10 protein-coding genes are annotated in these 14,098 nt (G+C 61.7%); 2 read left to right on the top strand and 8 right to left on the bottom strand.

Annotation, left to right across the window (positions count from 1 at the left end):
* The first annotated feature begins 5 nt into the window (after positions 1–5).
* Positions 6–2,147, top strand: coding sequence for an excinuclease ABC subunit UvrB (gene uvrB / locus ABEA23_RS13655; RefSeq protein WP_345478536.1), 2,142 nt, complete (start codon positions 6–8; stop codon positions 2,145–2,147).
* On the opposite strand, the gene ABEA23_RS13660 is transcribed toward uvrB, so the two are convergent.
* Together ABEA23_RS13660 and ABEA23_RS13665 are read right to left on the bottom strand one after the other, a co-directional pair.
* A complete protein-coding gene (locus tag ABEA23_RS13660; RefSeq protein ID WP_345478537.1) occupies positions 2,148–2,765 on the bottom strand; it encodes a DNA-3-methyladenine glycosylase I in 618 nt (205 codons plus the stop codon).
* Positions 2,762–3,091, bottom strand: coding sequence for a GNAT family N-acetyltransferase (locus ABEA23_RS13665; RefSeq protein ID WP_345478538.1), 330 nt, complete (start codon positions 3,089–3,091; stop codon positions 2,762–2,764). The genes ABEA23_RS13660 and ABEA23_RS13665 overlap by 4 nt, the downstream gene beginning before the upstream one ends.
* A gap of 189 nt (positions 3,092–3,280) precedes the next feature.
* Between ABEA23_RS13665 and ABEA23_RS13670 the strand changes: the two genes are divergently transcribed.
* Entirely contained in the window at positions 3,281–4,315 is a 1,035-nt protein-coding gene (locus ABEA23_RS13670; RefSeq protein WP_345478695.1) for a TerC family protein, read from the top strand.
* A gap of 6 nt (positions 4,316–4,321) precedes the next feature.
* Here ABEA23_RS13670 and ABEA23_RS13675 read toward each other — a convergent pair whose 3' ends face one another.
* The 6 genes from ABEA23_RS13675 to ABEA23_RS13700 all read right to left on the bottom strand — a co-directional run bounded on the left by ABEA23_RS13675 (position 4,322) and on the right by ABEA23_RS13700 (position 14,094).
* A complete protein-coding gene (locus ABEA23_RS13675; RefSeq protein ID WP_345478539.1) occupies positions 4,322–6,115 on the bottom strand; it encodes a BCCT family transporter in 1,794 nt (597 codons plus the stop codon).
* A 347-nt stretch (positions 6,116–6,462) separates the two neighbouring features.
* Positions 6,463–7,959 carry a 30S ribosomal protein S1 gene (gene rpsA, locus ABEA23_RS13680; protein ID WP_044494615.1) on the bottom strand — a complete coding sequence of 499 codons (1,497 nt, stop codon included), beginning with the start codon at positions 7,957–7,959 and terminating at the stop codon, positions 6,463–6,465.
* Positions 7,960–8,239: 280 nt separating this feature from the next.
* Complete coding sequence (locus ABEA23_RS13685; protein WP_345478540.1) at positions 8,240–9,616, bottom strand: GNAT family N-acetyltransferase; 1,377 nt, start codon at positions 9,614–9,616, stop codon at positions 8,240–8,242.
* A 210-nt stretch (positions 9,617–9,826) separates the two neighbouring features.
* Positions 9,827–12,628 (bottom strand): DNA polymerase I, encoded by a 2,802-nt coding sequence (gene polA, locus ABEA23_RS13690; protein WP_345478541.1) that lies wholly within the window; start codon positions 12,626–12,628, stop codon positions 9,827–9,829.
* A 57-nt stretch (positions 12,629–12,685) separates the two neighbouring features.
* The gene (locus tag ABEA23_RS13695; RefSeq protein ID WP_345478542.1) at positions 12,686–13,369 is read right to left on the bottom strand and encodes an NPP1 family protein; all 684 of its coding nucleotides are present in this window, start codon (positions 13,367–13,369) and stop codon (positions 12,686–12,688) included.
* Positions 13,366–14,094, bottom strand: coding sequence for an NPP1 family protein (locus ABEA23_RS13700; protein WP_345478543.1), 729 nt, complete (start codon positions 14,092–14,094; stop codon positions 13,366–13,368). The genes ABEA23_RS13695 and ABEA23_RS13700 overlap by 4 nt, the downstream gene beginning before the upstream one ends.
* Positions 14,095–14,098: the final 4 nt, after the last annotated feature.

A 14,098-nucleotide genomic window follows, 5' to 3' on the forward strand; every position in this document is an offset into this window, starting at 1 on the left:
GTGTTATGTCTCTTGCGCCGAAGATCTCGCGGACCGTTGCTCCGTTCAAGGTGGAGAGCCCATACCAGCCCTCCGGTGATCAGCCCAAAGCCATCGAGGAGCTCGCGACCCGCGTCCAGGGTGGCGAGAAGGACGTGGTGCTCATGGGCGCCACCGGCACAGGTAAGTCCGCCACCGCCGCCTGGCTGATTGAGCGTCTGCAGCGCCCGACGCTGGTCATGGTGCAGAACAAGACCCTGGCAGCTCAGCTGGCCAACGAGTTCCGAGAGCTGCTGCCGAACAACGCGGTGGAGTACTTCGTTTCTTATTACGACTACTACCAGCCCGAGGCCTACGTCCCGCAGACCGATACCTTCATTGAGAAGGACTCCTCGGTCAATGACGAGGTGGAGCGGCTGCGGCACTCCGCCACCAATGCGCTGCTGACCCGCCGCGACGTCATCGTGGTGGCCACCGTCTCCTGTATCTACGGTCTGGGCACCCCGGAGGAGTACATCAAGCAGATGGTGCCGCTCAAACGCGGGGACACTATCGAGCGGGACCAGCTGCTGCGCCGGTTCGTGGGCATGCAGTACGTGCGCAATGACACTGACTTCCACCGCGGGACGTTCCGGGTCCGCGGTGACACCGTGGAGATCATCCCGATGTACGAGGAGCTCGCAGTGCGCATCGAGTTCTTCGGCGATGAGATCGAGGCGATCTATACCCTTCATCCGCTCACCGGCACCGTAGTGCGCGAGGAAGAGGAAATGTACATCTTCCCCGCCAGCCACTATGTGGCCGGTGATGATCGGATGGCCAAAGCCATCACCAGCATCGAGGATGAACTGCAGCAGCGGCTGGCTGAGCTGGAATCCCAGAACAAGCTCCTTGAGGCCCAGCGGCTGCGCATGCGCACCACCTACGACCTCGAGATGATGCAGCAGATGGGCTTCTGCAACGGCATCGAGAACTATTCACTGCATATCGACGGCCGCCCGCGCGGCTCCGCGCCGCACTGTCTGCTGGACTACTTCCCTGACGATTTTCTGCTGATCGTCGATGAGTCCCATGTGACCATCCCGCAGATCGGCGGCATGTACGAGGGCGATATGTCCCGTAAACGCACGCTGGTCGAGCACGGCTTCCGACTGCCCTCGGCTATGGATAATCGGCCGCTGAAATGGGATGAGTTCTTAGAGCGCATCGGTCAGACCGTGTACCTCTCGGCTACCCCGGGCAGCTATGAGCTGGGACAGGCCGACGGCGTGGTGGAGCAGATCATCCGTCCCACCGGCCTGGTGGACCCGGAGATCGTGGTCAAACCCACGAAGGGTCAGATCGATGACCTGCTCGGTGAAATCCGTGCTCGCACCGAACGCAATGAGCGGGTCCTGGTGACAACCCTGACCAAGCGGATGGCAGAAGACCTCACCGAATACCTGCTGGAGCACCGGGTGAAGGTGGAATACCTGCACTCGGATGTGGACACCCTCAAACGAATCGAGATCCTGCGTGAACTGCGCAAGGGGACCTACGACGTCGTCGTCGGTATCAACCTGCTGCGTGAGGGACTCGATCTGCCTGAGGTCTCACTGGTGGCCATCCTGGACGCGGATAAGGAAGGCTTCCTTCGTTCCACGACCTCATTGATCCAGACCATCGGCCGTGCCGCCCGAAATGTCTCAGGACAGGTGCATATGTATGCCGATAAGATCACCGACTCCATGCGTCGGGCTATTGATGAGACCGAGCGTCGCCGTGAGATCCAGGTGGCCTATAACAAGGAGCACGGGATCGATCCCCGGCCGCTGCAGAAGCGTATTGCCGATATCACCGACCAGCTGGCGCGCGAGGATGCCGATACCGCGGATCTCCTGCAGGGCATGGGCGGTCTGGCCACAGGATTCACCTACGGCAAGGGGCACCGCGGCTTCACCGCCTTCCAGCAGGAGGACGACGGCGCCGCCGGTGCCGCTGCCGAGGCCACCGCACAGACCTCTGTGGCTGCAAAGACTCCAGCCACGGATCTGGCAGATCTGATCAACCAGTTGACCCAGCAGATGCACAATGCGGCTGAAGAGCTGAACTTCGAACTGGCCGCCCGGCTGCGTGATGAGATCGGAGACCTGAAGAAGGAGCTGCGGCAGATCAAAGCCGCCGAGTAATCAGCTGCTGGCGCTTGGGCGGATGAACTGGGCGCGGGCCTGATCGACCTGGGGCCTGATGAAGCAGTCCCAGGCGTGATCGTTGAGCAGGCCCATGGACTGCATAAAAGCGAATACGGTGGTAGGGCCGAGGAACTTCCATCCCCGACTCTTAAGTTCCTTGGCCATCGCCACCGCCGAGGGTGAGGTGGTCATGGTCTGGGGTTCGCCCAGTTCTTCAGGCCGCGGTTCGAATGACCAGACGAAAGCCGCCAACGATCCCTGCTGGGCGATGAGTTCTTCGGCCCGGCGGGCATTGTTGATCACCGCTTCGATTTTGCCGCGGTGCCGGATGATGCCCGCATCCGTCAGTAACCGGGCGACGTCGTCCGCCGTCATTCCGGCGACAGTCGAGATCTGAAACCCTGCGAACGCAGCTCGGAAGTTCTCACGTTTGGTCAGGATGGTGCGCCAGCTCAAACCCGCTTGGAAACTCTCAAGACAGAGTTTCTCGAAGAGCCTGCGGTCCTCCCCCACCGGGAATCCCCATTCAGTGTCGTGATACTGGGGGAACTCTGGTGCCCCGGACGCCCAGCTGCAGCGCGGCAGGTCAGCTCCGCTGTCCGCAGGGGTACTCACAGACCGAACTCATGCCGTCGTTCAGCCGGTACCAGCTGGAGATACTCGGAGTGCTTGGCAATGAAAGAGCGCACCAAGGGACAGTACGGCAGCACTGTCAATCCTTGCTCCCGGGTGAGATCCAGCGCCTCACTCACCAGTTGTTTCGCCAGTCCCTGCCCTTGGAAGGACTCGTCGATCTCGGTGTGGGTAAAAGCACGGGCGTGGGCGCCGGTTTCGCGGTATTCAGCGAAGCCGGCGGACTGTGCCTCGACCATGATGGCGAAGCGGTGCTGTTCAGGCTGATGAATCACCTGCGTGCTGGGCTGCTGTACGTGGAGTGTCATAAGACAGGTGTACCATTATCTCTGCGTGAGGGAGTACCCCTAGGCGCTGTGTACGTCAGCACGCGGAGCACCGATGCTCCGCCGGGCACAGCGGTCCTGGATGATGGTGGACATTGTAGACCTTGATCCGGGGCGGAGAGACTCGCGAGGATGACTCGCATCGTCGCACTCCCGAAAGGACTCCTTACTGTGGAGATCACTCCCCTCGTCTGGGGCATCACTATTGCCTCGATCCTCGGCCTGCTCGCCTTCGACTTCTTCGCCCACGTACGCAAGGCCCATGAACCCACGCTGCGTGAAGCCAGTATCTGGTCGGCCTTCTATATCGGTGTGGCCCTGCTCTTTGGCCTGGTTTTCATCTTCTTCGGTGACACCGCCCACGCCACTGAGTACTATGCCGGCTACATCACGGAGAAGGCGCTCTCGGTCGATAACCTCTTCGTCTTCTTGGTGATCATCTCCAGCTTCAACGTGCCCAGGAAGTACCAGCAGAAGGTGCTGCTCTTCGGCATCGTCTTTGCGCTGATCGCCCGTACCGCCTTCATCTTCCTGGGTGCGGGGCTGATCCACGCCTGGAGCGATGTCTTTTACATCTTCGGCATCATCCTGCTGCTCACCGCCGGCCAGCTGCTGAAGAAGGAACTCTCCGGTGAGGAAGCTCAGGAGGAGGCCGATAACTTTGTGGTCCGTGCCGCTCGGCGCTGGCTCAACACCTCAGATGACTACGACGGCGACAAGCTCACCACCCGAATCAATGGCCGGCGGATGCTGACTCCGATGCTGCTGGTGATGGTGGCAATCGGCGGCACGGACATCCTCTTCGCTCTGGACTCGATCCCCGCGATCTACGGCCTGACCCAGGAGCCGTATATCGTCTTCAGCGCCACCGCATTCTCGCTCATGGGTCTGCGCCAGCTGTACTTCCTGATCGACGGCCTTCTGGAGCGCCTGGTGTACCTCTCCTACGGTCTTGCCGTGATCCTCGGGTTCATCGGCATCAAGCTGATGCTCCATGCGCTGCATGAGAACAATCTGTGGTTCATCAACAATGGTGAGAATGTCGCGGTGTTGGAGATCTCGACCGGACTCTCGCTGCTGGTCATTCTGGGTGTGCTGACCGTGACCGTCCTCGCGTCCCTGGTGAAGTCGCGAGTCTCCGGAGATGCAGAGACCAAGAAGCCCGTCCCGGCGGAATTGCCGGAACGGGCTTCTGAGCAGGACTAGATACGATCACCCACGAGGCGGGATCCCCGTATCGCCCGGATTCGCCGGATCGATGATGGGGGTCTCGCCGGTGCGGACGCGGTATTCCTCCACGACCGGGGGCTGCTCGGCATGCTCCAGTTCTGGAGCGTTCTCCGGCTGTGTGCCCTCTGCGTAGTCCGGTGCCACCACGGCCTCGGCCAGCGAAGCATCTGCCTCCTCCATGCGGCGCTCGTACTCCTCCGGCGGCAATGTCTGCAGCCAGCGGCGGGTCCTGAGGAACCCGACTTCTCCAGCGTCCTCCCGCATGGCTCGAGAGAGGTTGTACATGATGAAGTACCCGAGAATGAAGAAGGGAAGTCCGAACACCAGCGCGACCTCTTGCAACGCGGCAAGTCCACCTTCGCCGGTGGCCGTCAGAAGCAGTGCAGCAATGGTGCCAATAGCGACCGTCCAGAACGCTCGCTGGTGCAGCGGGGCTTTGCCCTCGTAGCCATTGCACATGTCGTCAAGAACAAGGGAACACGAGTCCATCGAGGTGATGAAGAAGACGCCCACCAGCATGATGGCTACAGCCGAAGTCACCGGGGCCAGCGGGAACTCGGCCAGGAACGCGAACAACGCGGTCTCCACGCCATCCTCCAGCACTGAGTCCACTAGTCCGCCGTCGCCATTGAACTCGATGTCGAAGACGCCGCTGCCCCAGATGCCGAACCAGATGATGGTGAACAGGGTCGGTAGACCAAGCACCCCGGCCACGAACTGTCGGATCGTGCGCCCCCGTGAGATCCGCGCGATGAAGATGCCCACGAAGGGTGCCCAAGCCACGGTCCAGGCCCAGTAGAAAATGGTCCAGCCGTTCTGCCAGCCGGTATCGGCCAACGTATCGTTCCAGAACGCAAGTTCGGGCAACATGCTGAGATAGACGCCGGCCCATTCGATTGTGCCGCGCAGCATATAGACCGTGGGCCCCGTGGCCAGAACGAAGATCAGTAAGGCGATGGCGGTCCAGATGTTGAAGTTGGACAGCCGCCGAATGCCCTTATTCACGCCCAGCACCGCGGAAATCGTCGCCACAATGGTGACCACTGCAATGATGATGATGAAGTTCCAGTCGGCGTCGCTCACACCGAACAGCTGGGCCAGACCAGCGTGAATCTGCAGCGTGCCCAGCCCGATCGAGACAGCAACTCCGAAGATAGTGCCCACAATGGCGAAGATGTCGATAGATTTGCCGATAGGCCCGTGAATCCTGTCTCCAAGAATGGGCTGAAAGATAGAGGACACGCGTGGCGGGAGGTTCCTCTTATAGATGAAGTAGGCAAAAGCCAATCCGGGAAGCGCAAAAATCGTCCAGGTATGTAGACCGAAGTGGTAGAGCGTGAAGCCCATGGCCTCGCTGGCAGCTTCCATCGAGCGGGCCTCGACTCCAGTCGATTCTCCCCGGGGCGGTTCCGCGAAATGGTTAGCCGGTTCAGCAACAGCCCAGAACATCAGGATGGTGCCAATGCCTGCGGCGAAGAGCATGCCGAACCATGACATATCGCTGTGCTCGGGCTTCTCATCATCTTGACCTAGACGAATGCGCCCAAACCGACCGAAACCCACAATGATCAGGAAGATGAGGAAGATGGTCAGGCCGGAGATGTAGAACCATCCCAGGTTGTCATAAATCCACCCCGACCCGGCACCCCAGAACGACGCCATGCCCTCTGGCATGACGAGGGTAAGTATGACGAAGACCGCGATCAAACCTGCTGACACGAAGAAGATCACGGGACTCGTGCGCAGTCTGAAAAGGTCATGGACCTTATCTAGCATTGGTGCCTTTCGTGAGAAACGTCCGGTCTCTCAATCTTGTCTTCCCGCCGTGGATCACGGTTCACGGCGGGCGCCCAACGCCGGTTCTGCAGCCAATTAGGCCGAGTTCCAGCTAGGCATATCGGCTCCACGCTAGAAAAGAATCCCCCATAAGTCACCCCATAAACCCTGGGAAAAGGCTGGGACTGGCTTGTCAGCGACGCCGTATCGCGCTCCTGACGGCGATCGCATGGCCGGGTCTCAAGATGGTAACGATCCCGTTTTAGGCTTTTAGATACGAGAAAACCCGCCCCACCTGAAGCGGTGAAGCGGGTTTCTCGTTGCAGCTGATATCAGCTAGCCAACAATTACTTGCCGGTCAGTTTTTCGCGCAGTGCTGCCAGAGCCTCATCGGAGGCCAGGGTGCCTGCATCCTCGCCACCAGCGGGTGCGGAGGAGTAGTTGGACGGAGCCGGCTCAGCCTTGCGGCTGGAGGATGAGCCCCCCACCGAAGCTTCGGCTGCAGCCTCGGCGTCGGCGTCGATGGCCTTGCGGACCTGCTCCTTGTGAGCTTCCCAGCGCTCCTGAGCGGCGGCGTACTGTGCTTCCCAAGCAGCGCGCTGCTCGTCGTAGCCTTCCATCCACTCGTTGGTCTCGGGATCGAAGCCCTCGGGGTACTTGTAGTTGCCCTCTTCGTCGTACTCGGCATCCATGCCGTACAGCGCGGGGTCGAACTCCTCGGCCTCCGGGTCAACACCCTCGTTGGCCTGCTTCAGGGACAGGCTGATGCGGCGGCGCTCCAGGTCGATGTCGATGACCTTGACGAACACGTCGTCGCCCACGGAGACAACCTGCTCGGCCAGGTCCACGTGGCGCACTGCCAGCTCGGAGATATGCACCAGGCCCTCGATGCCGTCCTCGACGCGGACGAATGCGCCGAAGGGCACAAGCTTCGTGACCTTGCCCGGCACAATCTGACCCAGAGCGTGAGTGCGGGCGAAGGTCTGCCACGGATCTTCCTGGGTGGCCTTCAGAGACAGCGAGACGCGCTCGCGGTCCATGTCCACCTCGAGGACCTCGACGGTAACTTCCTGACCGACCTCGACAACCTCGTTCGGGTGGTCGATGTGCTTCCAGGACAGCTCGGAGACGTGCACCAGGCCGTCGACGCCACCCAGGTCCACGAAGGCACCGAAGTTGACGATCGAGGAGACGTGGCCCTTACGGACCTGACCGCGCTCGAGCTTGTTGAGGAAGTCAGAGCGGACAGCCGACTGGGTCTGCTCCAGCCATGCACGGCGGGAGAGCACAACGTTGTTGCGGTTCTTGTCCAGCTCGATGATCTTAGCTTCGATCTCCTGGCCGATGTAGGGGGCCAGATCGCGCACGCGGCGCATCTCCACCAGGGAGGCCGGGAGGAAGCCGCGCAGGCCGATGTCCAGGATAAGGCCGCCCTTGACGACCTCGATGACGGTGCCGGTGACGACGCCGTCCTCGTCCTTGATGCGCTCGATGTCGCCCCAGGCGCGCTCGTACTGTGCGCGCTTCTTGGACAGGATCAGACGGCCTTCCTTGTCCTCCTTCTGGAGAACCAGGGCCTCGACCTTGTCACCGACGGCGACGACCTCGTCCGGGTCAACATCGTGCTTGATGGACAGCTCGCGGGACGGGATGACGCCTTCAGTCTTGTACCCGATGTCCAGGAGAACCTCGTCGCGGTCAACCTTGACAATGGTTCCTTCGACCATGTCGCCGTCGTTGAAGTACTTCATCGTCGCATCGACGGCTGCGAGGAACTCTTCGGCGGTTCCGATGTCGTTGATAGCGACCTGCGGGGCACCGGGTGCAGTTGCGGTGGTGGTCATGTAGTAGGGGCTCCGATATGGATTGATGGTGGTTGGTCAGTGCACGGTTCAGCGAGTGCACTGAGCGGTGGACAGGTGAACAGTTCAATGCTTGAATGCATGCGAGCTTTCGCAGGCAATCCAGCAGGATCTGTATCAGATGCCAGACTCGACGCTGAATAGCGACCGAATCTCACAGCTCTGTGCGCAGAACGCGCCCAATCAGTCTATACTCCCGAGGCAATTCAGTACAACCGCCCCCGAATATGTCCTGAGCACCGAGAACTCGGCGATGCGTCACCTAGAAGTGAGTGGCGCAGTAGGGGGCAGTCGGCAGATCGAAGGTCGCCGCCAGAGAGTTCCAGTCTGCGTCCTCGGGGCCGCTGATCCGTCCAGCGTCGCGCATAGTCAGGACGGACACATCACCCAAATACACTGCACCCAGCGTCTCAACATCAGTGCGGAAACGCGGGCCTGCTGCATCAGCGGCAGGCTGCACCCGTGCCGCCCCCGAGGTCACGGTGATGGCGAAGCTGCCTGCACAGATTCCCAGCGGGTCGGAGAGTTCCAGCACGAACTGCCCGTCGGCACCCCACTCACGAGCCTGCAGAACGCGCACCACATCGAGAATCCGCACCCAGAGCACGTCGCGCTGGGCGGTGACCTTGCGCGCACGCGGGTTCACCAGCGCGGCCGCAAGCGGGTCATCCACCGGCGCGTTGTTCTGGGTGATCCGCCCTACTAGGTCCATATCGGCGAGGTGCCGCCAGAGTTCGATCCGGCTTGCAGCATCCACGGTGACCATATCGCGCAGCTGCATAGTATGCGGCTCGTTGTCCCAGCCGGTGAAGGTGAACACGGCATAGCCACCGATAGTGCCTTCCTCGGTGATGTGCACAATGGTGCGGGCCTTGCGCCACTGGCTGGTGATGTCCTCCGGATTCCACTGAGCGGTAGCAGCTTTGCGGTAGAACGCTTGGCGCTCCACTGAACCGCGGGTGCGCTGATGGAACTGGGCGAAGGTGGCGTCTACGACGTCACCGAGCTCCGCCGGGTCCACAGTCAGAACCCTGCCAGTGGCCGGGGTGCGCAGGGCGAAGGCCTCACCGGCCTTGGTGACATTAACCTCCAGGCGCTGCTCGCGGGTGGTTGCTCCGAAGCCGAAGCGGCCGTAGATGCTGCCTTCGGAGACAGTCAGGGCTACCAGCGGCATCTCGTCCTGCACCGCGCGGGCCAGCGCCGTCGTCATCATGTGCTTGAGGATGCCGCGGCGACGGAATCCCGGGTTGACGGTGACTCCAGTGACCAGACGTGCCGGCAGTAGCTCGCCTCCGGCGTTGAGCGTTTTGTCATAGTCGACGAAGGTGCCCACCGGGTGGAGCGCGGCGTCGAAGCCGATCTGTTCCAGAGCGTCGCCCCAGGGCTCCAATGCGGCAAAGCCCGGGTCGACGAAGACGCCGGTGCACTGCTGGTTGTCCTCAGCCAGGGCTGGCTGCAGGCGCTCAAGTTTCTCGTCGCTGTACCACTCCTCGTAGAAGCCATGCTCCACGGTACGGATGAAGGCGGCACCTGCGGGATCCGGCTTGCCGTCCTCCCCCAGGGTCAGCGGAAAGGTGCGGCTGGTCAGTCCATCAGGGAGCGGGGCAATCTGGGGCAGCTTTGGCGCAGGTATGCTCACGCCTCCCACCCTACTTCGTACGGTGGCGCGGTTCGACCACATTCTGCTTCGTTTTCGGGCCGAATTCTCGTCAAACTGCGCCACCGTATGCTTGCAAGCCCCACGTGGCGGGGTTCCCCCGCCCGCGGGACCTTCAGGCGTGAAGGCGAGCGCTAGCTCGCCGAGAGCGTGGCGGGGTTCCCCCGCCCGCGGGACCAGCCCAGCCCGAACTCAGTGCGCGGCGTCGTGCCAGGTAGACCCGGCACCCACGTGCACATCGAGAGGAACAGTGAGATCGGCTGCCGAGCTCATCTTCTCCACCAGCAGCTTCTCCACCTGCTCCCGCTCCCCCGGTGCCACTTCCAGTACGAGTTCGTCATGAACCTGCAGCAGCATCCGGGATTTCAGCTGGGACTGCGCCAGGGCGGCGTCGACGTCGATCATGGCGCGCTTGATGATATCCGCCGCGGACCCTTGGATGGGCGCATTCAACGCAGCTCTCTCGGCCATCTGGCGCAGCTGCCGGTTATCGCTGGTCAGATCAGGAAGATAGCGACGGCGGCCGTAGATCGTTGCGGTGTAACCGTCCTTCTTGGCCTGTGACACCACATCGCGCAGGTAGTCCCGCACCGCCCCGAAGCGTTCAAAGTACTCGTTCATCAACTCACGGGCCTCATCCACCCCGATATTGAGCTGTTTGGACAGCCCGAAGCTGGAGAGTCCGTACACCAGGCCGTAGCTCATGGCCTTGACCTTGGAGCGCTGCTCGGCGCTCACCTCATCGGTACCCACGCCGAAGACCCTGGCGCCCACGAAACTGTGCAGATCCTCACCTGCGCGGAAGGCTTCGATCAGGGCTTGGTCACCGGAGAGGTGAGCCATGATGCGCATCTCGATCTGCGAATAGTCGGCGGTCAACAGGGTCTCGTAGCCCTCACCCACGGTGAAAGCATCACGGATCTTCCGTCCCGCCGCAGTGCGTACCGGGATGTTCTGCAGGTTCGGGTGCAGGCTGGAGAGTCGCCCGGTGGCTGCCACAGTCTGGGCGTAGGTGGTGTGGATCCGGCCGTCGTCGCCCACCGCTTCGGTCAGCCCGGTCACGGTCTGACGCAGCTTGGAAGCATCGCGGTGGTTCATCAGATGCACCAGGAACTCATTCTGAGTCTTGGCCAGCAGGTCCTGCAGGGTTTCCACGTCGGTGGAGTAGCCGGTCTTGTTCTTCTTCACGCCCTGGGTGGGCAGTTGCAGCTCCTCGAAGAGCACTGTCTGTAGCTGCTTCGGGGAGCCGAGGTTCACCGGATGTCCGACGACGGCATAGGCCGCTTCCGCCGACTCTTCGATTGTGCGTTGGAACTCCGTGTCGAGGTTCTGCAGCTTCTCACGGCTGACCGCGATGCCAGTGAGCTCCATCTGCAGCAGAATCTCCGCCAGTGGGATCTCCAGTTCATAGAGCAGCTGCTCGGCTTTGCGCTCGGCAAGTTCGGCGTGCAGCGTAGAGGAGAGGCTGTGCAGCAGCATCCCGTGCACCCCTGCACGTGCCAGGTCCTCCTCAATGACCCCGGGGATCGGCTCCTCATCAAAGAGCGTGCCCTGGCCGCCGTCGTCGTTCTTCTTGCGGAATTGCTCTCCACCCACATAGTCACCGGGCTCAGTGGATGCACCCAGGTGCTGGGTGACCAGATCCGCGAAAGCGAAGTTCCGCCGGTCAGGCTGGATCAGGTATCCCGAAATCAGGGTGTCCTCGACGACGCCGCGCAGGCTCAGCCCTCGCCAGGCCAGTCGTTTGCCGGCGTCCTTATAGTCATGAACAAGCTTCGGCAAACCGGGTTCCGTCAGCCAGGCAGCAAGGGCAGACTCCAGTTCGGCGTCGGCCTCGACCAGCGGCACAGCGAGGGCCTGCACTGCTTCATCGGGGCTCTCATAAGCTGGCACCAGCACTACGGCCAGCGCTTCGGCAAGCCGGGCGGCTTCATCGCGTTTTGCCTTAGTGGACAGTGATTCTCCGCTGCGATCCAGACACAGGGCAAGAGCTAACGGGGCGTCGTCGTGGTCTGCGAGGAAGTCAGTGAGTTCGGCAGCGGAGGAGGCCACTGTCACCTGCGGCAGCGCCCCAGTAGGTTCGGCAGAAAGGTCCGCTTCGGGGAATCGCGCGGCGAAGACCTCAAACAGCCGATCACGGATCTGGTTGAACTCCAGCGCGTCGAAAAGCGGTTCGACCGCTTCCCGGTCAGGCGGAGTCAGCACCGCGTCCTCAAGATCAAGCGGAACCTCGAGGTCTCGCACCAGCAGGTTCAGCTCCAGGTTTCGTTCCACATCGGCGACTGCTGCACGCAGGTTCTCCCCCACTTTGCCGCCGATCTCGGCAGCATTGTTGATGATCTCGCGGGTAGAGCCGTACTGGGCGATCCATTTGGCCGCCGTCTTCGGCCCCACCTTTGGCACGCCTGGGAGGTTGTCAGCTGACTCCCCCACCAGGGCAGCCAGGTCCGGGTACTTCGCTGGGGGCACCAGGTACTTGGCCTCTACTGCAGCCGGGTCCAGCACCGTCACCTTGGAGATGCCCGAGGTGGGGTACATCAGCTTGGTGTTCTCGGTGACCAGCTGCAGGGCGTCCCGGTCGCCAGAGACGATAAGGGTCTCCCAGCCGGCAGCCTCGGCGCGGGTGACGTAGGTGGCAACGATGTCATCGGCCTCGTAGCCCTCCACGGTGACAGCCGGGATGGTCAGCGCCTCGGCAACTTTCTTGATCAGGTCGATCTGGCCGCGGAACTCCTCTGGAGTCTTCGCGCGTCCGCCCTTGTACTCCTCGTAGGACTGGTGCCGAAACGTGGGGGTGTCTAAGTCAAAGGCGAGAACAATATGTGTGGGGAGCTCTTCACGGATGAGCTTCAGCAGCATATTCGTGAAGCCGTGGACGGCATTGGTGTATTGCCCCGAGGTGGTCTGGAAACTCTCCGGCGGCAGGGCGTAGAACGCCCGGAACGCCATGGAATGACCATCAATGACCAGCAGCTTATTGGCTTCAGCACTCACCCCCTCACCTTATCGCGAGGGGGTGAGTGCTGGGACAGCTCACAGGCTGGCTAACGCTCAGCCCAGAAGGTCCATGACTTCTTCGGGCTGACCGGGCCAGGCCTTGAACAGGTTCCGCTGAAAGTTACGGTCTGCTATCAACACATCCGCTGCCCCGAAGTCAGCAACGTTGAGGGCTCGGCGAGACGCCGCAGGCAGCTCCTCCCAACCGATCAGCGGCTGCAACCCTCCTGGCTGGTCGTGCAGCCACATGGAATGGGTGACCCGCTCACCGTATCGGGAGTAGGCCAGCAGCGGATGTCCATGGTAGGCCGTATGCGTATCAGCTTCAACGATGAAGAACCTGCCATGCTGTGAGTACCCAAAATGCTCCAGCTGAGTTGTCCCCTCGTCATCTCGTGCCCAGATCACGGCACCCTCCCAGTCATGCCGGTGACCGGCACCAGGTGCGGGACAGTCCTTGGGGAAGTACCAGGCGTAGACGATGCCCCATAAGTCCCCTCGCTTGACCGCGCGGTAATAGCACTGGCCGGAGCTTTGCGAGCATCCTTCCTCCGGGCTGTCCGTGGGCAGCCCTTCACTGACACGACCCTGGGCGTCCACTGCTGGATATGGCACACACCCAGAGAGCACCGAGAGATAGGGCTGATGACGCTGGGCGACGGCGCGCCCGTACCCATTCTCCAAGTGTTCTAGTACGGGGATCTGGTCATGCGGCACGGTGCTCTGCGGCCTGGTCACTGATACCACGCCCGTTCCAGGTGGCTGCTGAACCGCGCATCATTAAACGGCACATTGGCTGCCCCGAAATCATGCACCTCCAGGGCACGGCGGGCTTCTGGGGTCATGTCTTCCCAAGCAATCAACGGTTGCTGGCCGCCGACCCGGCTGCTGACCCAGAGCGTGTGATTGACCGGCCACGTGTGGTAGTAAGCCATGAGCGGTCGTCCCTGGTGAGTGTTGTCTTCCGTGGCCGGTGTGTGCCGGTAGTTCCCATGCTGGAAGTACGAGATGGACGCGATTTGTGGGTTCACGGCCGCGGGATCATCCAGCCACACCACGAGTCCCTCCCAGTCATGCCGGTGACCGAGTCCAGGCGATGGTGAGTCCTTGGGGAAGTACCAGGAGTACATGATCGCGTAGGCACCGTTGTGCCAGCCTGACCGCGCATAGACCTGGCCGGTATGGCTGCTGCATCCGCTGCTGGAGCCTCCGGTGGGAGCAAGTCCTCCACTGACGTTGCCAGCTGCATCCACAGCAGGGAACGGCACGCAGCCAGTGCGGACTTCCAGGAAGGGCTGGAACTGCTTTGCCAGTTGCTGGTCCCGGCTTACCGGTTCAACTTCAGCAAACCCAACGACTTCGGTATGTGGGATAACGGTCACGGATTCGGCGGCCGAGGCTGCCGGTGCCGCTAGGCCCGTCAGCAGCAGGGCTAGGGCGAACGTCATTGCGGATTTCTTCATTTTT

The organism is Nesterenkonia rhizosphaerae, assembly GCF_039544555.1.
Lineage (GTDB): Bacteria > Actinomycetota > Actinomycetes > Actinomycetales > Micrococcaceae > Nesterenkonia > Nesterenkonia rhizosphaerae.

Coding starts and splice junctions, on each gene's coding strand:
- ABEA23_RS13665 (WP_345478538.1), bottom strand. CDS start 3,091: ATGACACTCCACGTACAGCAGCCCAGCACGCAGGTGATTCATCAGCCT.
- ABEA23_RS13675 (WP_345478539.1), bottom strand. CDS start 6,115: ATGCTAGATAAGGTCCATGACCTTTTCAGACTGCGCACGAGTCCCGTG.
- rpsA (WP_044494615.1), bottom strand. CDS start 7,959: ATGACCACCACCGCAACTGCACCCGGTGCCCCGCAGGTCGCTATCAAC.
- uvrB (WP_345478536.1), top strand. CDS start 6: ATGTCTCTTGCGCCGAAGATCTCGCGGACCGTTGCTCCGTTCAAGGTG.
- ABEA23_RS13700 (WP_345478543.1), bottom strand. CDS start 14,094: ATGAAGAAATCCGCAATGACGTTCGCCCTAGCCCTGCTGCTGACGGGC.